Genomic DNA, 20,464 nt, shown 5'->3' with positions numbered 1-20,464 from the left:
CGAATCCAAGGGTTAACCCTGATATTTCTTGCCATGGGGGTGTTCCGCGTCAAGTGAAGATTTGCAAGAAAAACCAATTAAATCAATGGGTTACGGGTGATATTTTAGCTTAAGTGCGGTGGATTGGGTCGCGCTCCCCTGCCCCGCCCTCGCCTCCGGGGCCTGCACCATCCGCCACGCTCAGATGCGCCACGACCAACGGCGCCCCAGGCTTGAGCCGCCGCCGTATCTCCACCGCCATGGCCGCACGCTCCTCGCGCGGCACAAAGTGAAGAGTCAGCAGGCACGTAGCACCATCAAACGGCCCAGCCGGTGCGCTCTGCACATAGCCGTGGTGCAGCGCCACGCGGTCGCCGGGCACGCCCGCGCTTTGCAACCGCTGCGCCGCCAAATCCAGCATGGGCTGGCTAGGGTCCACACCGTCAAACCGCCAGCCGGATTGCGCCAGCGCCATGTCTTCCAGCTCCAGCCCGCCACCTGCGCCCACCACCAGCACACGGCCGTCGGCGGGCACGCGCTCGGCCAGCAGGATGCGGGACATGCGCAGCAGGCTGTCGTAGCCGGGCACGTTGCGGCGGGGGCCGTCGGCGTAGCGGGCGACGGCGGCGGGGTCGGTGAAGGGGGATGCGGTGGGATGGGTCATGTGCGGTCTGGTGTGCGGTGGGTGCGACGGTTGGCAATGGGCTGGGTCCGCCGGTTTGCCAAGCCGCGCAAGGTTTCGACAGGCTCAGCCCGAACGGTTGGGGTGGGCAAGGTGTCAAAGAAATCAAGCCAAATTGGCCTCTAGCGCTTATCCAACAAGCGCCAGTAGCTATCAATTCAGTAGTTTTCTGTTCGTGCGCCAGCACTATTTCTGGTTGAATGCTAGCATCACGCAACTTTGAATGTTGCATGAAACGAGATAGCCGCCTTTCCAATGTTCTCCACGCGCTGCTGCACATGGCAGAGATGGAGGGGCCCGCCACGTCTGAGGCCATGGCGCAGGCCATGCAGACCAACCCGGTGGTGGTGCGCCGCCTGATGGCGGGGCTGCGGTATGCGGGTTTTGTGTCGTCGGCCAAGGGGCATGGCGGCGGGTGGGTGCTGTCGTGCCCGCTCACCGACATCACGCTGCGAGACATCTACGAGGCGCTGGGCGCGCCCACGCTGCTGGCGGTGGGTAACAGGGTGGAGAGCCCCGGCTGCATCGTGGAGCAGGCGGTGAACCGCGCGCTGACCGACGCCTACCAGGCGGCCGAAGAGGCGCTGCTGGCGCGGCTGGGCGAGGTGACGCTGGCGCAGCTCTCGGCCGAGTTTCATGAACGCATGGTGGCCGGGTGCCACGGTCACAAGGAGATTGAGCATGGCGACAGCGGCAATGGCAAAAACCCAGGCGTATGAGGTGATCGTGATAGGCGGCAGCTTTGCCGGCCTGTCAGCCGCAATGCAGCTGGCGCGGGCCCGGCGGCGGGTGTGTGTGGTGGACGCAGGCCAGCCGCGCAACCGGTTTGCGGCAGCGTCGCACGGCTTCTTCGGGCAAGACGGCGAGTCGCCGCTGGCGATGATCGAGCAGGCGCGGCGCAAGCTGGCGGCCTATCCCACGGTGGGTTTTGTGCAGGGCACGGTGGTGTCGGCCACGGCGCAGCAACGGGCGGGGTCACCCGAGAACGGGTTTGAAGTGGTGCTGGACGATGGCGCAACCATGGAGGCCCACAAGCTGGTTCTGGCCTTTGGCGTGCAGGATGGCTTGCCCGACATTGCGGGCCTGCGCCAGCGCTGGGGCGCCACGGTCTTGCACTGTCCGTATTGCCACGGCTACGAGTTTGCAGGCCAGCGGCTGGGCGTGCTATACCACTCGGCAGGCTCGGCCATGCACGCGCAGCTGATTGCCGACTGGGGCCCGACCACCCTCTTTCTGAATGGCGACACGACGCTGGAGAGCGCCGAGCGCGAGCGGCTGCTGGCGCTGGGCATAACCATCGAGCCCGCACCCATCGCCGCGCTGGAAGGCCCAGGCCAGGCGCTGCAGGGCGTGCACCTGCAGGCCACCGGTGGCGGTGATGCGCGCGTGGTGCCGCTGGCTGCAATGTATGTGGCCGCCACTACCCGCCCCGCCAGCCCGCTGGCCGAGCAGCTGGGCTGCGCGTTCGACGATGGGCCCATGGGCCCGTACCTCCGCACCGATGCCAACAAGATGACCACCGTGCCCGGCGTGTATGCCGCTGGCGACCTGACGCTGATGCGGCACAACGCCACGCTGGCCTCGGCCGAAGGGGTGCTGGCGGGCGTGGGGGCGCACCAGGCGCTGGTGTTTGGGGCGTGACCCAGCTTGCCGGGCGCGCGCAGGGTGTGACTGGGGGACTCAACACACGCGCACGGACCACCGGTTGACGCACCCCGCAGCGGGCACCTACACTGCCCCATCGCGCCTGGCCCCTTGGGCCTAAGCGAACCGCAAAGCCCTCCACTACCGTCGAGGGCTTTTTTTCGTCCGTCGTATGGAAAGCTCTCTCTGCTTGCAGAGGGGGCTTTTTGCTTTTCTGAAGCCCTTTCTCATGCACACCACTTCCAACCACACCGCCCCCGCAGCCGTTGCCTGCGCAGCTCCTCGCATTCACCTGGTCATCGGCCCGGTCGGCGCAGGCAAGTCCACCTTTGCCCGCGAATTGATGCGGCAGCACAGCGCCGTGCCGCTGAACCTGGACGACTGGATGGCCACGCTGTTCTCGCCCGACCGGCCGGACCTGCCTGGCGCCGATGTGATGGCCTGGTACATCGCGCGCACTCAGCGCTGCCTCTTGCAGATCTGGAAAACCGCCGAAGCCGTTCTGCGCGCTGGCACCGATGTCGTGCTGGAGATTGGTCTCATCCGGCAGCAGGAGCGGGATGCGTTCTACACCCGCATGGGGCATTGGGCCGATGCCATGACCGTGTACGTGCTGGACGCCCCGCGCGAGCTGCGCCGTGCGCGTGTGAACCAGCGCAATGCCGAGAGGGGCGAGACGTTTTCCATGGTGGTGCCACCCCATATCTTTGAGCTGGCCAGCGACCTGTGGCAACCGCCGGACCAGGCTGAGTGCGAGGCCCATACGGTGATATTTGTGCCACTGGCAGATCAGCCGCTTTGACGCAGGCCAGGCAGATCAGCCAGCGCTGGCGGCGGCCTTGACCGGCCGCCGCAGCGTCCACAGCGCAGCCGCCATCAGCCCCACACCCGCCAGCTGCACGGGGCTGAGCGTGCGGCCATACACGGCCCAATCCACCAGCACGGCGGTGAGCGGGTACACAAACTGCAGCACCGCAATGCGCCCCAGCCCCAGGCGCGCCATGCCCGCAAACAGCACCACATAGGCCAGCCCCGTGTGCAGCACGCCCAGGCCCAGCAGCCAGCCCCAGGCGGCGCCCAGTGGCGGCCACCCGAGCACAAAGGGAGCCCACGCCAGCGCCACCGCGCCCACCAGGCATTGCCACAGGGCCATGGCGTAGGGGCTGATGGCCTTTTGCGTGTTGGCAAGCAGCGTGACGCCCGCATAGCACAGCGAGCCGCCCAGGCACATCAACACGCCCGCAAGGTAGCCCTGACTGTTGTTGCTTGCTGTGACAGCGGCTGCGGCCGTGCCGTCGAGCAGCCCGGTGGTCAGCACCAGGCCCGCCAGCGCGGCCAGGGTGGCCAGCCACTGCAGGGGCGAGATGGCCGCACGCAGAAACAGCGCGCCAAAGACGATGACCCAGATGGGCTGGATGTGAAAGATGACCGTGGCCACGGCGATGGAGGTGCGGGGGATTGCCGCAAAGAACAGCGCCCAGTTCAGCACCATGAGCACGCCCGTGGCGCAGGCCACCCAGCGCGCTTTGCCGCTGAGCAGAAGCTCACGCCCCCGGCCGGTGGCCAGGCACCACGCCAGCAGCGCCAGCGCACCAAACACGCTGCGAAACCACACGGTGACCAACGGGTGCTGGCCCGCCTCTTCCACAAACACGCCGATGGTGCCCAGCAGCACGCCACCGGCAGTCAGCAGCCACTGGCTGTCGCGCTCACGGGCGAGTGCGTTGGCGGGCTGTGTGCTGGCAAGGGATGGCGATGCGGCGGTGTGGGATGGGGAGTGGTTCATGCAGCCGATGCTCACGGTTTCGGGCTACGTTGTAAAACGGATAAATCGAACGGATACCATTCGATAAGCGAATTCATAGAAAACCGCCCATGAACTACCCGGACTTTCAGATCGACTGGCTGCGCGCCTTTGTGGCGGTGGTGGACGCGGGCTCGCTCTCGGGTGCGGCACCGCTGGTGCACCGCTCGCAGTCGGCGGTGAGCATGCAGATCAAGAAGCTGGAGACCGCGCTGGGCCGCCCCGTGCTGCTGCGCGGGCCGCGCCACCTGGAGGTGACGCCAGCGGGGGCCGAGCTGCTGTCGTATGCGCGCCGTGTGCTCGATTTGCAGGCCGAGGCGCACGCGGCGCTGTTTGGGCCCCAACTCGCGGGCCAAGTGCGGCTGGGTGTGCCAGACGACTACGCCAGCGCCTACCTCACGCCGGTGCTGCGCAGCTTTGCGCACCGCTACCAGGGGGTGGAGATTGAGCTGACGTGCGAGCAGTCCACCGCGCTCATCCCGAGTGTGGTGAAAGGCGAGCTGGACTTGGCGCTCATCTCGCGCGACAAGCCGCAGCGCGGGCGCTTTCTGTTTGACGAGCCGCTGGTGTGGGTGGGCGCCACGCAGTACGAGGTGTGGCGGCGCGACCCGCTGCCCCTTGCGGTGTACGAATCGACCAGCATGGCGCGGCAGGCCACCTTGTCGGCGCTGGCGGCGCGGCGGCGGGCCTACCGCATCGTGTACCACAGCTCCAGCCTGGCGGGCCAGCTGGCCGCCGTGGAAAGCGGCCTGGCCGTGGCCGTGCTCACGCGCTGCAGCGTGCCTCCCCACCTGCAGATCTTGCAGAACCTGCCTGCAGAGTTTGAACTGCCGCCGCTGGATGCCATGCATGTGGCAGTGCTGCGCAGCAAGGTGTCGCAGCGGTCACTGGCGGTGGATGCGATGTATGAGCAGATGGTGCGGACGCTGGGGGGTTGAGGGCGCAGGCGCGCACCGGCCGACCCTACCGTCACAAGGCACTTGCGCGACGGTGTTTGCGGCGCAATCACGTTCTAATGCTTGGCACCGGGCCGCGCAGTGGAACGCAAGGCGCGCCCTCTTTCCCCTCGAAAGGCATTCATGACCACCACCGCCACCATCCCCACCACCGCCCTGCAATTGCGCTCCCTCGTCCAGCCCGACGGCACCTTGCAGCTCAGCCTGGAGCCCACGCCCGTGCCCACGCCGGGGCCTGATGAGGTGTTGATCCAGGTGCAGGCCACACCCATCAACCCGTCGGACATCGGCCTGCTGCTGGGCCCGGCCGATTTGTCTACCGTGCAGGTCACGGGCACAGCCGAGCGGCCGGTGGCCACGGCCCGCATCCCCGAGCGCGCCATGCCCAACATGGCCGCACGCCTGGGCCAGAGCATGCCGGTGGGCAACGAGGGCGCGGGCCTGGTGGTGGCGGCAGGCGCATCGCCCGCCGCACAGGCGCTGCTGGGCCGCACGGTGGCCGTGATTGGCGGTGCCATGTATTCGCAATACCGCGCCATGCCTGCGGCGCAGTGCCTGGTGTTGCCGCCCGGCACCACGGCGGCCGAGGGCGCATCGTGTTTTGTGAACCCGCTCACGGCGCTGAGCATGGTGGAGACGATGAAGCGCGAGGGCCACACCGCGCTGGTGCACACCGCTGCGGCCAGCAACCTGGGGCAGATGCTGAACAAGGTGTGCCAGAAGGACGGCATCGCTTTGGTCAACATCGTGCGCAAGCCCGAGCAGGCGGCGCTGCTGCGCGAGATGGGCGCACAGTATGTGTGCGACAGCAGCGCGCCCACCTTCATGGCCGACCTGACGGATGCGCTGGCCGCCACAGGCGCCACGATTGCGTTTGACGCCACGGGCGGCGGCACGCTGGCCGGGCAGATCTTGCAGTGCATGGAGGCCGCCATCAACCGCACGGCCAAGGAGTACAGCCGCTACGGTTCGGCCGTGCACAAGCAGGTGTATTTGTACGGCCACCTGGACACGCGGCCCACCGAAGTGCACCGCACCTTTGGCATGGCCTGGGGCATGGGCGGGTGGCTGCTGTTTCCGTTTCTGCAGAAGATTGGCAATGAGGCGACCCAGGCGCTGCGCGCGCGTGTGGCCGCCGAGCTGAAAACCACCTTTGCCAGCCACTATGCGCGCACGGTGTCGCTGGCGGGGGCGCTGAGCGCGGATGCGATTGCCTTTTATGGCCCGCGCAACACAGGTGCTAAGGTGTTGATCGACCCGTCGATGGAGTGAGACGAAAGCGGGCACCGTCTTACGGGCTCGCTTTCAACCACTCCCGAACGTTCCGGCTGAGCTTGTCGAAGCCTCGCGTCGCGCTTCGACAGGCTCAGCGTGAACGGTTTTTGGTGTTTAAAAGCGGCGCGCTTCCACTGCATTCAAGCCGCAGCCGCCGCCCGCACCTGCGCCAGCAATGGCTCGCGCGGCCCCAGCAGCGCATCGCCACCCAGCAACCGCAGTGCCCCACCCGGCCCTGTAACCACCAGTTGCGGCACACCACGCGCACCCACGGCGCGCAGCGTGGCCTGGGCGGTAGCAGTGCGTTCGGCGGTGGCGCGCAGCAAGGCAGTGTCGGGCGCCAGGGCCAGGGCAGCGGCTTCTTGCAGCCCCAGGGCGCGCAGCACCTCGGCGATCACGGCCGGGTCGGTGTTGTCGCGGCCATCCACATAGCGGGCGTGCTGCAGGGCGTGCAGCGCGTCCAGCTCGCGCTCAGGCGCGGTCTGCGCCACGGCCGTGAGGGCCTGCGTGGCGGGGCCGGAGTCAAAACGGCCATTCGCTGCGCCCAGGATCTGGTCGCGGTAGGCCTGCGTAAAAGGCTGGCCGGTGAGCTGCTGGATGCGCTGGTCGTTGGCCCAGGCGTAGGCGGCAAATTGCGCGTCCATGGGCCGGGCGCCTGCGCCTGCAAACAGGCCGGAGGGGGCCAGCACCACCTCGACTCCATCCTGCGCTTGCAGGAACTTGAGCGCAGGCGCGGCGGCATAACACCAGCCGCACAGGGGGTCGAACAGGTAGGTCACGGTGACGGTGGGCATGGGTCAAATTCTTTCGTTGGGGTTGAGGTTTCAGACGCAGTCAGTGCGGCTTCAAAAGCCGCAATCTCTTCGGCCAGCGTGCCCCGGCTGCGGAAATGGCGGGCGGCGCGGTCGTACCAGTTTTCGGCGTCTTCCAGGTCGCCCTCTTGCAGGTGCAGGATGCCGTGCAGCCAGGCTGCGAGCATGGAGCCGTCGTGCTGCGCCAGATCGTGCGCCGCACTCCAGCGCCCGGCGTGCAGGTGCTGCAGGACCTGCTGGAGCGGGTGTGTAGCGGTCACGATCTGGTTCCTTTCAACAACTTGCTTTGACAGCTTTCAGCACGTCATCTCACCACTTCATCTCGCCCTTGTTGACCTTGGCACCGATGTCCAGCGACAGGCCCATGGGCGCTGCGGGGTAGGCCTTCTTCATCGCGTCGATGAGTTCGGCGCTGGTCTTGGTGGCGGCGGCGTTTTTCTCAAAAGCTTGCAGGTAGCCCTTGGTGTAGCTGATGTTGGCGGCATCCAGCGCGCCACCGGCTGGCATGTGGCCGGGCACCACCACCGTGGGCTGCAGCGCGGCCATCTCGTCGAGCTGCGCCACCCAGGCGCTGCGCTCTGCCACGGTTTGGGTGTCGGCCGTCCACACATGGGTGTTGGTGCCAAACACGCCGATGGTGCCCACCACAGCCTTGATGGACGGAATCCAGGCATACGGGCGGTGCGCCAGCAGGCCGGTGGTGCCACGGATCTCCACGGTTTGGCCGTCCACGCTCAGCATGTTGCCCGCGATGGCCTTGGGCAGCACGGGCGTGCGCGGTGCGTTGGCGCCCATCTTGGGGCCCCAGAACGAGAGCTTGGTGGCCAGCTTGGCGTTGATCTTCTCCAGCACGGCGGGCGTAGTCACCACGTCGGCCTTGGGGAAAATTTCTTTCAGCGTCTCGACGCCAAAGTAATAGTCGGGGTCGGCCTGGCTCACGTAGATGGTCTTGAGTTCCTTGCCGCTGTCGAGCACGTTGGCCGCAATGCGCAGCGCATCGGCACGGGTAAAGCCTGCGTCGATGACCATGGCTTCCTTCTCGCCATAGACCAGCGTGGAGTTGACGTTGAAGCTGTTGCCATCGGCGTTGTAGACCTTGACCTGCAGCGGCTGGGCGGCCTGGGCGCCGGTGAAGGCAACGGCGAGGGTGGCGGCGATGAGGGTAGTGCGGAACATGGTGGTTTCTCCAGGGTTTTGAGAGGTTGTGCAGATGACGGAATGAAGTTTATTTGCGCCAATCGATCCAATAAACCCGATAACTCGCGCATATTTGTTTCTCCAATCGATCAAATAACCCCTTATGGACCGCCTGACCGCCATGCATGTGTTTGCCGAAGTCGCCACCAGCGGCAGCTTTAGCGCCACGGCCGACAAACTGGATATGTCACGTGCCATGGTCACGCGCTATGTGGGCGAGATGGAGCAGTGGCTGCAGGCCCGCCTGCTGCAGCGCACCACCCGCAGCGTGACGCTGACCGACGCGGGTGAGCACGCGCTGCGCCGCTGCCAGCAGATGCTGGCGCTGTCGCAAGACCTGGAAGAAGAAACCGCCACCACCACCGAAGGCGCATTGCGCGGGCAACTGCGGCTGACCTGCAGCGTGTCGTTTGCGTTTGCGCAGATGGGCGCGGCGATTGCGGATTTTCTGGCGCAACACCCGCAGCTCAAGATTGACCTGGACGCGAGCGAAGGATCGTTGAACCTGGTGGAAAAGCGCATCGACCTGGCCATCCGCATCAGCGCCGAGCCCGACCCGTTGCTCATCGGTCGGCCACTGGCGCGGTGCGATTCGGTGCTGGTGGCATCCCCTGCCTACCTGGCCGCCCACGGCGTGCCGCAGCAACCTGCCGACTTAGCGCAGCACCGGTGCCTGAGTTATGCCAACTTTGGCAAAAGCGTTTGGCAGCTGACGCGCGGCGATGAGGTGGAGCGCGTGGGCGTGAGCGGCCATTTCAGCGCCAACGAGGCCACCACGCTGATGCGCGCAGCGTTGGCGGGCGGCGGCATTGCAATGCAGCCGACGTATCTGGTCAACCCCTACCTGCACAGCGGCGCGCTGCAGGCCGTGCTGCCGGGGTGGGACTTGCCGGTGATGACGATCTATGCGCTGTACCCGTCGCGCAGGCATTTGTCGCCTGCGGTGCGGGCGTTGCTGGATTTTTTGGTGGAGCGGTTTGCGGGGGTGCCGTGGTGAGGGGCGGTCGCCTCGGCTGAAGGACTACTAATTTGATAGCTGCTAGCGCTTATCCATCAGACGGCAGAGGTCAATTTGGCTTGATTTTTCACAGGCCTTAAAAGCGCTGGCACGCCCTCTCTCTCGGTGGGAGAGGGTTGGGGAGAGGGGGGAGGATGGAGCGCGGCGCCCCGAAGAAGTGCCCCCTCTCCCCCGCCCTCTCCCGCGAGGGGAGAGGGAGTGGAAACGAGCCCCCCGCCGCTCAGGGCAACACCGCAGCGGCCTTGGCGCGCGCAATTTGCAGGTCCGCATCGCGCGGCAGCAGCAGGCGCTGTGCCACCAGGTCATTGGCGGCCTGCGTCACCGCAGCGACGTAGCCCTCCTGCGTGCCATACAGTTCCTCCAGCGACGGCCGTGCATCGCCCGCCGCCAGCCGCGCGGCGCGCGTCTTGTGGAAGGGGATGAAGCTGCCCGTGAGGTTGGCCAGGTCGGTGATGCCGGGTGTGGCCACGTAGTTGAACTCGATGCTGGTGCCCAGCGGCGCACGCGCCTCCATGCTGCGAATGCCAGCGCGGGTGAGGCCCGTGCTTGCATCGACCTGCGGCACCAGGATGGCGTAGTCGCGGCCCAGGTTGCGCGGGGGCAGCACGGTGGAAATGCCAGCCTCGTCCTGCGGGATGTACTGCGGGCCAAAGTCAAAAAGTGGGAAGTTGTTGTACAGGCCCCGGTAGCTGAAGTCGGGGATCGCCGTCTGCACGCCGCCCACCGCCCAGGTCAGCCCCTTCATGGCCGGGAAGGCCAGCGCCTCGGGCCGCACCAGCGTGCCGTCGGCCAGCTTGGGCACCTGGCTGGCGGGCGGTTGCGTGCCGCGCACCACCCAGTCTTCGAGGTTCGGGAACAGCGCGCGGAAGGTGTCATTGAACTGCACCACCGTGCCCGTGGGGTACGTGGCGCGCGTGGGTGCATAGGCAATGCTGGCGGTGCCCCCTGCCCCGCCGTGCTGGGTGCTGGCGTAGTAGTAGATGCGGGCGTTGTCGGGCTGCGCCAGGTCCTTGGTGCCGTTGGCGTCGGTCAGCACGGGCGAGCCCTGCAGCTGCCAGAACTCCGTGCCCGACAGGCCCAGGAAGAACTTGGGGCAGGTGTTGGTGGCGGCGCAGCGCTTCATCACGCCGCCCTGGCGGCCGCTGATGTCGTCCTGGTAGTCCTTGTCCAGCCCGCGCGGTGCCGTCTGGCCGAAGGCGGTGTGGTCGGTGCGCAAGCCGCCGCCGCCACCGGGCACGGCAAAGCGGGTGTTGATGTTGGTCTGGCGCGCTGCCACGTGGGCGTACATGCCGTCAAAGACCTTGCCGCCATCCAGCGCCTGGTTGAAGCCCAGGTGCAGAAAGGTCTTCATGGCGTTGCCCGACTGCGAGGTGCCCTGCCCCAGCGTGTGTGTGATGCGGCCTGCGAGGGGGTTGGGGGTGCCGGTGGAATCAGCCGCCTTGCTGCGGAAGAAGCTCACCGTGTCGCGCAGCGCAGCCAGGCCCACGCCCATCACTTTGGGGTCTTTGGCAACATAGACCAGCTCGTACAGATAGGCTGGGTCAAACCCGCCCTTCAGGCACACGCTGGTGGGGCTGGGCGTGCCGGGGAAGGCGTTGGTGCCCGTGTCGCAGGTGGCGAACTTCCAGTCGCCGGCGGGCACAGGCACGCGCGCATCCGTCTCGTTGGCACGGCGGGTGAGCGAGTAGCCGGGCTGCGTGTTGTCCAGGCTGGCGGGTTCGTACGGAATCATGGTGCCGTTGAACACGCCGCCGGGCAGCGTCATTGCGGGGCTGGCGGCGGTGGGCACCAGCTCGGCGCGGTAGGGGCCGGTGATGCTGCTGCCGTCCTTGTTCTTGGCCACGGGCACCGTCACCGTCAGGCGCGCGGCGGTGCTCTTGGGCACATCGCCCTGCCAGGCGGAATAGAGCATCACATAGCCGCGCTCCAGGTACACCGCATCGCTGGGCGTGGCCGTGGGGTTGAGCATGGTGAGGATGTTGCCGCGATTGGGTGCGTCGTAGCGCAGAACGCCGCTGGCCTGGGAACCTGTTCAGTGTCTTTTTGGAGTTGCATTGGAGTGCAATCGGGATGAGTGGATGCTTCGGATGCGCCGCATGGGCTCATGCCCATGCAAGCAGCCGGGGCGTCCAATCGCCCGATTTCACTCCAACCCTTCGGGCAAGTTGCTTTTCGGGCGGTCTGCGGCGTTGCGGCGCTTGCCAATAGCCGAGCTATTGGCTGCACCCCGCGCCTAGCATCCCATCCCGAAAAGCGACTTGTGCAACTTCAAAAAGACACTGAGCAGGTTCCATCCATGTTCTTGGGCTTGAGCATGACGAAGTCGGCACGGTACTCGACCATGCCGTTGGCATTGGTGGGCGCCAGGGCCAGGTCCTGGATGACCGCGTTCTTGGGGTCCTTGGGGTCCACCTCGCCGCTGATGGTGCCGGTCACGCGCTCGTATTCGCCCACGTCGCCATAGGTGCCGGGGAAGGCCTCGGTGGCGGTGATGGCCAGCTTGAGCGCGGGGCCCTTGGGCGCAGCATGGTTGCTGGAGCCCCCGCAGGCCGTGATGGCGGCTGCAGCGGCAGCCGTGAGCGCGAGTTTTCCGAATGCACGAAGAGGTTTCATGGTGTCTGTCTCCTTGGATGGATGGTGGTGCGGGCCGCTGGAACGGCTCTGGAACAAAACGGCAGCGTCTGTTGCGCTGCGCGCGGGCAAGGCTTCGCCCAGACCTGCGAGCAAAGGCAGGCTGAGAGAAGGAAAAAAGGAATGAAACGGCCCGGTGGGTGGGCCTGTGGCTTATTCGGCCTCGATACCTGCCGCCTTGATCACCTTGCCCCACTTCTGGGTTTCGGCGGCCTGGAACTTGGCGAGTTCATCGGGCGTGGTGGTCCAGGCTTCGGAGCCCGCATTGTCAAAGAAGCTCTTGGCCGCTGGGCTCTTGGTGGCGGCCGTGAGCAGCTCGTTCAGGCGCGCCACCACCGGCGCGGGCGTGCCTGCTGGCACGTAGGCCGCAAACCAGTAGCCCATGTCGTAGCCCTTCACACCGGCTTCGTCGATGGTGGGCACGTCGGGCAGCTGGGTGCTGCGCTTTTGCGTCGAGTAGCCCAGCGCACGCAGCTTGCCCGCCTTGACCTGCGGCACGCCGGTGGAGGTGTCGGTGATCATCAGATCGATCTGCCCGCCCAGCAGGTCGGTGATGGCCAGCGGGTTGCTTTTGTAGGGCACGTGCAGGATGTCCACGCTGGCCAGTTGCTTGAGCATCTCGCCCGCCATGCGGCTCGACGAGCTGCCGCTGCCAAAGCTGAGCTTGCCGGGGTTCTTCTTGGCGAAGGCCAGCAGCTCGCCCACGTTTTTGTACGGTGCGCTGGCGTTGACCACCAGCACCTGCCCCCCCTTTGCCCAGGCCAGTGACGGGGGCGAAGTCCTTCACTGGGTCGTACGAGAGCTTCTTGTACAGGTGCTCGTTGGCAGCATGTGTGGTGTTGGTGGTGATGAGCACGCTGTAGCCATCGGCCGCCGACTTGGCCACAGCCGACGCGGCGATCATGCCGCTGGCGCCCGCCTTGTTGTCGATGACCACGGGCTGCTTGGTGTCGTTGGTGATGGACTGGCCCAGCGCGCGTGCCAGCTGGTCGGTGGCGCTGCCTGCGGCAAACGGCACGACAAAGGTGATGGCCTTGGCGGGGTAGGCGCCGGCCGCCTGGGCGAGCGCAGCGGGGGCATGCAATGGGCCCAGCGCCAGTGCGGCGGCAGTGGCGAGCAGAGCGCGGCGGGGGGATGAATGGGTCATGTTGTCTCCTGGTGTTGGTATGGATGAAAAAGCGAAAGGGGAGGTCTAGGCCGTGGGACCGCCAAAGTGCGGCGCCAGATGGGCGGGCACAGTGACGGGCATATCAAGCAGCAGGTAGCTCAGTGCCTTGCCGTGGCTGTCGAGGTTGAGCGAGTCGTTCACGCCACCGTCGAGCACGTCGTCCAGCACGAGGTTCATGGCCTGCAGTTGGGGCAGCAGGTAGCGCGTGACCTGGCGCGGGCGGCGCTGCGCAAACTGCTGTGCCACGGCGGCCTCAGTGACTTGTTCGACCAGAACATCCCACAGCGCGGGGTGCCAGGCGATGACGCTGATGTTGGAGCGGTTGCCTTTGTCGCCGGTGCGGCTGTGGGCAAGTCGATATAACGGAACGGTGATGGTGGTTGTCATGGTGTGTGTACTCCTCAGAAGCTGTGAATGAATCCGGCGTGGCCGAGCGGGCCGCACAAACGTGCGCCATCAAGGCGCAAAGCACAGCCATAGCACGGGCTATGGCGAGCATTTGCAACGCCGAGGGCGTGCGTTTTTGCGGCACGAGCGGGCATGAGGAATTCGTTCACAGCTTCTTAGCCCACCATCTCAAAACGCACGGCCACGGCCTCGCGCGGCACCAGGCACGACACCGTGCCCAGGCGCGGCCGCATGGCGGTGCGCACGCCGCCGCCGCCTGCGGGGCCGCAGGTGTAGAGCGCGGTCACCTCGCGCACCAGGCGCTGGGCGATGGCATGGTCGCGGTGCTGCAGGGCCACGCGCAGGCGCACGTCGCGGGCTTCGTCGTTGCCGTAGGCGGGTGCATCCAGCCAGCGGCTGGTGTCGTCGCCAAAGATGCTGGTCACGCCGATCAGGTCGATGCGCAGCGGGCCCAGGCCGTGCAGGCGCTCGCGCAGCACCTCGCCCGCCAGCCGCGCGCGAGCTTCGGCGCGCGGGCCGGCGTAGGAGATTTCGCCCTCGGCAAACCAGCCCGATTCAAAACACACGTTGACCTTGAGCGTGGCGGGCCGCGCATGGCCCTGCACGCCCTCCAGCCGCACCGCGTCAGCGCCCACCGTGGTCACGCGGGCGGTGGTGATGTCGGCCACCACATCGGGCGTGAGGTACGCCGCCGGGTCGTGCAGCTCGTACAGCAGCTGTTCCTTCACCGTGCGCTCGGTGATGCAGCCGCCCGTGCCCGGGGGCTTGGTGATGGTGCAGTGGCCGTCGGCTTCGATCTCGGCGATGGGGTAGCCCAGGTGCGCCAGGCCCGCCACGTCTTTGTAGCCAGGGTCGGCAAAGTAGCCGCCCGTGACCTGTGCGCCGCATTCCAGCAGATGCCCGGCCATGGTGGCGCGCGCCAGCCGGTCCCAGTCGTCCAGCGCCCAGCCGTAGTGCGCGAGCGCCGGGCCCAGCACCAGCGACGGGTCGGCCACGCGGCCGCAGACCACGATGTCCGCGCCCGCGCGCAGCGCATCGGCAATGGCCTGCGCGCCGATGTAGGCGTTGGCGCTGACGATGGGCTCGATGGGCATCGCAGCGCCCAGTGCACCCTGCAGCAGCGCGCGGTGTTCGGGGCCGCTCAGGTCGTCGCCCTGCAGCACGGCAATGCGCGGGCGGGCCAGGCCCAGCTCGGCCGCCAGCGCATGGATGCGGCGCGCGGCACCGTGCGGGTTGGCCGCGCCAAAGTTGCTGACGATGCGCACGCCGTGCGCCAGGCACTGCGCCAGCACGGGGCGCAGCAGGTCCACCAGCAGGGGTTCATAACCCGCATCGGGGTCGGTGCGGCGCGCCAGCTGGGCAAGCGCCAGCGTGCGCTCCGCCAGGGTCTCGAAGATGAGCACCGCAGGCTGGCCGCTGGCGATGAGCGCCTGCACCACGGGCAGGGCCGCGTCGGTGCGGTCGCCCGAGAAGCCAGCGGCGCAGCCCACCAGCAGGTTGGTTTTTTTGGTCGTTCGGCATGAATCCGTTGTCTCCTGAGCGTGACTGTAGGAACATGGCGGTATTCTGTAAAATCGATTGTTATGATGAATCCATCTGAAAAACAGATGAATCACACCCACCCCGCATGAGCGCCCCCCACCTCTCCAGCCGCCAGCTCGATGCCTTCCTCGCGCTGGCCGAGCAGCGCAGCTTCACGCGCGCCGCCACGTTGTGCCACCTGTCGCAGCCCGCGTTCAGCGCCCTCATCCGCGCGCTGGAGGACGACCTGGGCCTGCGCCTGTTCGACCGCAGCACGCGCCACGTGGACCTCACGCCCGAGGGGAAGAACTTTCTGGAATCCGCCCGCCGCATCCGAGCCGAGATTACCAGCGCCCTGGCCGCCGTGCGCAGTGCCGCCACGCTGCAGCGCGGGCGTGTGGCCGTGGCGCTGCTGCCGTCACTGGCCGCAGGCTGGCTGCCAGGCGTGCTGGCGCAGTACCGCACGGCGCACCCAGGCATCGAGATCGACATTGCCGATGTGCTGTCCGAGCCCTGCATCGACCGCGTGGCCAGCGGCCATGCCGACTTTGCGCTGGCCGCCATCCGCGCCGACACCCCTGCCCTGCAGGCCGAGCCGTTTTGCAGCGACGACTTCTACCTGGTGTGCCCGGCCGACCACCCGTTGGCGCGCAGGCGCAAGGCGATCACCGCGCAGGACCTGGCCGCGTGGCCCTTCATCCACCTGGCGCGCACCAGCAGCGTGCGCCAGTACCTGGAGGCCGCCCTGCACCCGCAGGCCATGCACACGCTGATGGAGGTGGAGCAGCTCGCCACCGTGATGGGCATGGTGCGCGCGGGGCTGGGCATCAGCGTGGTGCCGGCACTCACGCTGTTCCACTTTGACCAGCCGGGGCTGGTCACGCGGCCGCTGTTGCTGCCGGGGCTGACGCGGCAGATCTACCTGGTGCGGCGGCGGGACGAGAGCCTGTCGGTGGCGGCGCAGGCGTTATATGCGCTGGTGATGGCGCAGCGGCCTTGAGGGGCGTAGCGATAAAGCTACATATTTGATAGCTTAAAGCGCTTAATAGACGCGCGGTGAAGGCCGTTTTTGCTTCAAAAAACTATCCCATCAAATCGAACTGCCCCCGGTGTTCGAACCGCCCGTCCACCACCTGCCCCACCCACAGTGCGGCCACCTGGCCCGGCACCGACACGCCCGACTGGTTGCGCTCAGCGCACCACGCGCGCGCCATGGGTGCTGACTCGAAAGTGCCTACGGTGATGTGCGGGGTGTAAGGCAGGTCCAGACGCAACGCGTCGGCCAGCGCGCCGGTGTAGAGCGCGTCGTGCAGCAGAGACAACGCCGCATGGCCTTCGTCAGGCACCAGATAGGCATGGGCGCGCGGGCTGTGGGCGTCGGCACCCAGCATGGCATAGCGGCAGTGAAACGCGATGGGCGCGGTGCGTGCCGCCACCGCCGCCACATGGGCCAGGTAGGTGGCTTCGTCCACCGCGTTGCTGGCAAACACCAGCGTGAAGTGCGGGCGCACCAGCGCATGGCCGGTGGGGTCGTTGGCGGCGCGCCAGGTGTCGATGGCCAACATGTCCTCGGCGGCGCAGATGGGGTAGGCAACGGTGTAGAGCGTGGGGTGCACGTTGGGCCTTTGCAGCAATCAATCGGTCAATCCAGCAAGACCACAAGGGTAACGTGCAGCTGGGGCATGGCCACCACCGGCCGCCCCTCCCAAGGTCGGGTTGTGTGCGCCCCACCCGGCCACCTAAGCTGCCTGCTGGCACTACCGCGCCGCTCAAGCCCCTTCGATTGCGCCACCGGGCGCACTGCCCTCCCGCCCATGCACACACTCACCCTGCCCACGTCCACCACCATGCTCGCCTGGGTCTGCACCCGCTATGGCGGCACCGATGTGCTGCGGCTGCGCACCCTGCCCCGCCCGGTGCCTGGCCCGCGCGATGTGCTGGTGCGGGTGCTGGCGGCCAGCGTGTCGTCGGCCGACATGCGCGTGCGCACGCAGAAGCTGCCGCGCGGCTTTGGCCTGTTGGGGCGGCTGGCGTTTGGCATCACGCGGCCACGCCAGCCGGTGCTGGGCACCGATGTGGCGGGCGTGGTGGAGGCCGTGGGCCGCGCGGTGACTGGCTTTGCACCCGGCGATGCCGTGGTGGGCGTGGCGGGCGTGGCCATGGGGGGCCATGCCGAATACTGCCTGCTGCCCAGCACCCGGCCCCTGGTGCACAAGCCCGCTCGCCTGTCGTTTGTGGACGCGGCCTGCCTGCCGTTTGGTGGCATGGCGGCGCTGCACTTCTTGAACAAGGCGAACCTGCGCGCGGGCGAATCGCTGCTGGTGATTGGCGCGGTGGGCAGCGCCATGGTGCAGCTGGCGCGGCGCCGGGGCGCGCACGTGACTGCGGTGTGCAGCGGCGGCAATGTGGTGCTGGCGCGGGCGCTGGGCGCACAGGCCGTGATCGACTACACCGAAGAGGACTTCACCCAGGACCCGCAGCAGTGGGACGTGGTGGCCGACACCGTGGGGGCCAGCAGCTTTGCCGCCTGCCTGCCGCGCCTGCAGGAGCATGGCCGCTATCTGGCGGTGGCGGGCAGCCTGGCGCAGGTGCTGGCCCGCCCGCGCGGCACGCGCCGCAGCATTGGCGGCCCGGCGGCCGAGCGGCCCGAAGACCTGCAGACCCTGATGGACCTGGCCCAGGCGGGCGCGCTGCGGCCGGTGCTGGACTGCGCCTACCCGTTTGCCGACCTGCCTGCGGCGCATGCGTATGTGGAGACAGGGCGCAAGCGCGGTGCGGTGGTGGTGGCGCTGCCGTGAACCCCAACGCCCAATGCCCTCCCACTATCAAATAGATAGCTAAAATCGCTTGTCCATAGCGCGGAGACGGCCTTTTTGGCTCATACCTTTGCATCACTGCGCGCCAGCACGGCCAGCTCCTGGTGCAGCAGCAGTTCCACTTCCGCTGGTTCAAACTGGTCCTGCAGCAGCGGGATGGCAAAACGGTATTCACCGCCTTCGTGCTTGCGCAGCACATAGGCCAGCTGCAGGCGTGCCAGCGACTGGCGCAGCGCCTGCGCGTCGCCCGCGATGCCGTGGCCTTGCAGCAGCTGGGCCAGGGCGACCAGGCTGGTCTGCCCGGCCTGGGCGGTGTGGTAGACCACGATGCGGTCGAGGCGGCAGGCCGCTTCGTCGTGGCTCAGGCGGCCCCAGCCCGCCAAGGCATCCTGCACGGCCTGCGAGGCCAGGGCTTGCGTGAGGTGGCGGGATTCGATCACGCGTTCGCCGGGCGCCAGCGCTTCCAGGCACTCCTGGCACAGGATGGCGACCAGGTTGGCGCGCTGGCCGCTGGCGTCCACCAGGCGGTCCACCAGGCGCTCGTTGTCAAAGCCCAGGCGCAGTTTGCGCAGCGGCTCGGTGGCCAGTTCGCGGCAGGCGCTGCGCTCCAGACCGCCAATGGCCAACACCTCGCCAAAGTTGCGCAGCGGGCTTTGGTAGTCCAGCACGGCCGTGGCATACAGGTCCCAGAAGCCCGCGAGCATGAACCAGCAGCGGCCCTCTTCGCTGAGAGCGCGCAGGGTGGAGAGCTGCACGTAGCCGTTGGCCGATTCGTCACGAAAGAACAGGTCGGCCTCGTCGATGAGCAGCACCAGGCGCTTGCCCACGTACTGCGCCTGCAGGTGGTCCACGATGGCTTCGAGCGAGGTGTCGGCCGCCAGGCCAAACTGCAGCGCCATGCGCGGTGCCAGGCGGTGGTCGCGCAGCGAGACGTAGTGGCACACGGTGTGCGGGTGGCCCGCCATGCGGCGCTGCACGGCCTTGAGCAGGCTGCTTTTGCCCAGCTGGCGCCCGCCCACCACAAGGTAGTTGGCGGGCTCGCGGTTGATGACACGGGCCAGCAGCTGGGCGCGGCCAAAAAACCCGCCTTCGCGCGTCACGCCACCGCGTGTCTGGTAGGGCGAGATGCGCGTGATGCGCAGTTGCGCGGCCAGCTGGCGCAGCAGCACCTGCAGGGCCTCGCCGCCAATCAGCCATTCGGTCTGGTGGGCGCTGTCCAGCATCACATGCAGGTTGGCGCGGTCGTCGGCATGAGCGCGCAGCAGGGGCCAGGGCGTGTCCACGCTGTGCTCGCACAGGATCAGCAGCACGTCGCTGCCGGTCTGCATGGCGCGCAGCTGGCGCAGCACGGTGGCTTCGTCGATGCCGGGCGTGGGCACAAACACCAGGCAGCGGTCCAGCGACACGGGCAGATCGGGCGGGAACAGCCACTCAAACACCGCACCGGGCAGTGCCCAGTCGGTGCTGGGCTGGCAGCGGGCCGACACGCGCTCGGCCAGCGCGCGGGCCAGTGCCGGGGCGCGCTCGCCGCCTGTGGCCTGGGCGCAGGCCACGGCGCGGCGCCAGTCCACCGTGCGGATGTCGGCGGCGAGCAGCGTGGCGTCCAGCCGCCGCAGCCAGCGCAGCAGGCGGTCGATCTGCGGCAGGCGCGCCAGCGGCGTGCGGCGCAGGCGTGCGGGGCGCAGCTGGCCCGCACCGATGAGCGGATGGCGCACCACCCACAGCACGGCGCCCACGGCAAAAATCACCGCGCACCATGCGATCAGCGAGCGCATCCAGCCAAACGGGTCGGCATCAGGCACTTGTGTGGGGCGCTCGAAATCGTCGGTGCTTCCCTCCAGGCAATTGATGGGCAGGTAGCCCAGGGGGATGGGCGGCTTGCCGGGGCGGCAGGACCAGGTGGTGGTGCCGGGTTTCAGCTCCACCACCACCTGGGTGCCAGCCAGCTTGCCCAGCTCGGGGTGGTGGGCGATGTCGGCCTGCAGCACATAGGGGCGCGGGGAGGTGACGCGCAACTGCGGCTGGGCCACCGGGGGGGCGTAGGCGTAAATGTCCTTGGGCCAGTGGCCCAGCTCGTTGTGCGCCTGCATCATCGCCACGCGCCATTGCACCAGCTCGCCCCACACCGGGCCCACGTTCATGGCCGCCATGAACCTGCCGCGCGTGGCCGGGTTGTGCTGGGGCGTGAACACCGCACTGGCCACAAACAAAGTGACCAGCGCGATGACCACGGCGCGCACCACGGGTCTGGACAGCAGGGGCTTCAGTCCGCGAGCATGAATCCAGCACCATGAAGCCCGCATCGCGGATGGTGGCGCAGCGCCAGTGCAGCCGCGCCGCATCGCCTGTGCCGCGCACATGGATGAGGTTGCCCCAGAACAGGCTGCGCAGTTCATCGTCTTGCAGATAGGGCCGGGCGCGGCCCAGGTCGTCGACCTGCAGCAGTTGCAGCAGCCGCGCGCGGGTGGCGGGCGCCTGGGCCAGGGGCAAAAAGGTTTGCCACAGGCGTGGGCTGCTGACCAGGTGGGTATGCAGGGCGCTGGGTGGTGCATC

Annotated in this window: 17 protein-coding genes and 3 pseudogenes; 8 read left to right on the top strand and 12 right to left on the bottom strand. The window is 67.5% G+C overall.

Annotation, left to right across the window (positions count from 1 at the left end; genetic code table 11):
• Positions 1–109 precede the first annotated feature (109 nt).
• Complete coding sequence (locus tag ACYZGB_RS16005) at positions 110–643, bottom strand: class I SAM-dependent methyltransferase (protein ID WP_462389669.1); 534 nt, start codon at positions 641–643, stop codon at positions 110–112.
• A gap of 248 nt (positions 644–891) precedes the next feature.
• On the opposite strand from ACYZGB_RS16005, the gene ACYZGB_RS16000 reads away from it, so the two are divergent.
• The 3 genes from ACYZGB_RS16000 (at position 892) to ACYZGB_RS15990 (ending at position 3,107) form a co-directional block, all read left to right on the top strand.
• On the top strand, positions 892–1,380 hold the full coding sequence (locus ACYZGB_RS16000; protein ID WP_462389667.1) for an Rrf2 family transcriptional regulator: 489 nt from the start codon (positions 892–894) through the stop codon (positions 1,378–1,380).
• Positions 1,343–2,302, top strand: a complete 960-nt coding sequence (locus tag ACYZGB_RS15995; RefSeq protein WP_462389666.1) for an NAD(P)/FAD-dependent oxidoreductase — start codon at positions 1,343–1,345, stop codon at positions 2,300–2,302. The genes ACYZGB_RS16000 and ACYZGB_RS15995 overlap by 38 nt, the downstream gene beginning before the upstream one ends.
• Before the next feature lie 232 nt (positions 2,303–2,534).
• A complete protein-coding gene (locus tag ACYZGB_RS15990; protein ID WP_462389665.1) occupies positions 2,535–3,107 on the top strand; it encodes a P-loop nucleotide/nucleoside kinase family protein in 573 nt (190 codons plus the stop codon).
• Between the two features lie 15 nt (positions 3,108–3,122).
• Here ACYZGB_RS15990 and ACYZGB_RS15985 read toward each other — a convergent pair whose 3' ends face one another.
• A complete protein-coding gene (locus ACYZGB_RS15985; RefSeq protein ID WP_462389663.1) occupies positions 3,123–4,091 on the bottom strand; it encodes a DMT family transporter in 969 nt (322 codons plus the stop codon).
• 89 nt (positions 4,092–4,180) lie between these two features.
• Between ACYZGB_RS15985 and ACYZGB_RS15980 the strand changes: the two genes are divergently transcribed.
• On the top strand, positions 4,181–5,047 hold the full coding sequence (locus ACYZGB_RS15980) for a LysR family transcriptional regulator (protein WP_462389661.1): 867 nt from the start codon (positions 4,181–4,183) through the stop codon (positions 5,045–5,047).
• 141 nt (positions 5,048–5,188) lie between these two features.
• Positions 5,189–6,337: a zinc-binding dehydrogenase gene (locus tag ACYZGB_RS15975; RefSeq protein ID WP_462389660.1), complete on the top strand. Its 1,149-nt coding sequence runs from the start codon at positions 5,189–5,191 to the stop codon at positions 6,335–6,337.
• A 143-nt stretch (positions 6,338–6,480) separates the two neighbouring features.
• Here the strand turns inward: ACYZGB_RS15975 and ACYZGB_RS15970 are convergent, their stop codons facing one another.
• Genes ACYZGB_RS15970 through ACYZGB_RS15960 form a run of 3 tightly spaced genes read right to left on the bottom strand, consistent with a single transcriptional unit; the run spans position 6,481 to position 8,328 of the window.
• Positions 6,481–7,134 (bottom strand): DsbA family protein, encoded by a 654-nt coding sequence (locus tag ACYZGB_RS15970; protein WP_462389658.1) that lies wholly within the window; start codon positions 7,132–7,134, stop codon positions 6,481–6,483.
• A complete protein-coding gene (locus ACYZGB_RS15965; RefSeq protein WP_462389656.1) occupies positions 7,116–7,412 on the bottom strand; it encodes a hypothetical protein in 297 nt (98 codons plus the stop codon). Before ACYZGB_RS15965 ends, ACYZGB_RS15970 begins: the two co-directional genes overlap by 19 nt.
• Positions 7,413–7,461: 49 nt before the next feature.
• Entirely contained in the window at positions 7,462–8,328 is an 867-nt protein-coding gene (locus ACYZGB_RS15960; protein ID WP_462389654.1) for an MBL fold metallo-hydrolase, read from the bottom strand.
• Positions 8,329–8,452: 124 nt separating this feature from the next.
• On the opposite strand from ACYZGB_RS15960, the gene ACYZGB_RS15955 reads away from it, so the two are divergent.
• The gene (locus ACYZGB_RS15955) at positions 8,453–9,346 is read left to right on the top strand and encodes a LysR family transcriptional regulator (RefSeq protein WP_462389652.1); all 894 of its coding nucleotides are present in this window, start codon (positions 8,453–8,455) and stop codon (positions 9,344–9,346) included.
• A 241-nt stretch (positions 9,347–9,587) separates the two neighbouring features.
• Here the strand turns inward: ACYZGB_RS15955 and ACYZGB_RS15950 are convergent.
• The 5 genes and pseudogenes from ACYZGB_RS15950 to ACYZGB_RS15930 form a co-directional block, all read right to left on the bottom strand.
• Positions 9,588–11,393 (bottom strand): annotated as a pseudogene (locus ACYZGB_RS15950) (alpha/beta hydrolase domain-containing protein); the annotation flags it as partial.
• A 269-nt stretch (positions 11,394–11,662) separates the two neighbouring features.
• Positions 11,663–11,980, bottom strand: a pseudogene (locus ACYZGB_RS15945) (alpha/beta hydrolase domain-containing protein); the annotation flags it as partial.
• A 171-nt stretch (positions 11,981–12,151) separates the two neighbouring features.
• Positions 12,152–13,145, bottom strand: a pseudogene (locus tag ACYZGB_RS15940) (Bug family tripartite tricarboxylate transporter substrate binding protein).
• 45 nt (positions 13,146–13,190) lie between these two features.
• Positions 13,191–13,553 (bottom strand): AtuA-related protein, encoded by a 363-nt coding sequence (locus tag ACYZGB_RS15935; protein WP_462389650.1) that lies wholly within the window; start codon positions 13,551–13,553, stop codon positions 13,191–13,193.
• 176 nt (positions 13,554–13,729) lie between these two features.
• Entirely contained in the window at positions 13,730–15,070 is a 1,341-nt protein-coding gene (locus tag ACYZGB_RS15930) for an acyclic terpene utilization AtuA family protein (protein WP_462389680.1), read from the bottom strand.
• Positions 15,071–15,201: 131 nt separating this feature from the next.
• Between ACYZGB_RS15930 and ACYZGB_RS15925 the strand changes: the two genes are divergently transcribed.
• Complete coding sequence (locus ACYZGB_RS15925; RefSeq protein WP_462389648.1) at positions 15,202–16,095, top strand: LysR family transcriptional regulator; 894 nt, start codon at positions 15,202–15,204, stop codon at positions 16,093–16,095.
• 82 nt (positions 16,096–16,177) lie between these two features.
• On the opposite strand, the gene ACYZGB_RS15920 is transcribed toward ACYZGB_RS15925, so the two are convergent.
• Positions 16,178–16,711 carry a 2'-5' RNA ligase family protein gene (locus tag ACYZGB_RS15920; RefSeq protein ID WP_462389647.1) on the bottom strand — a complete coding sequence of 178 codons (534 nt, stop codon included), beginning with the start codon at positions 16,709–16,711 and terminating at the stop codon, positions 16,178–16,180.
• Between the two features lie 198 nt (positions 16,712–16,909).
• Between ACYZGB_RS15920 and ACYZGB_RS15915 the strand changes: the two genes are divergently transcribed.
• Positions 16,910–17,893: an NAD(P)-dependent alcohol dehydrogenase gene (locus ACYZGB_RS15915; protein ID WP_462389645.1), complete on the top strand. Its 984-nt coding sequence runs from the start codon at positions 16,910–16,912 to the stop codon at positions 17,891–17,893.
• A gap of 80 nt (positions 17,894–17,973) precedes the next feature.
• Here ACYZGB_RS15915 and ACYZGB_RS15910 read toward each other — a convergent pair whose 3' ends face one another.
• A complete protein-coding gene (locus tag ACYZGB_RS15910) occupies positions 17,974–20,061 on the bottom strand; it encodes an ATP-binding protein (protein ID WP_462389643.1) in 2,088 nt (695 codons plus the stop codon).
• Positions 20,062–20,464 lie beyond the last annotated feature (403 nt).

This window comes from Acidovorax sp. Q11 (assembly GCF_054950075.1).
Note: the sequence above shows the minus strand (reverse complement) of the source record. Positions and strands in the feature narration are given on the sequence as shown.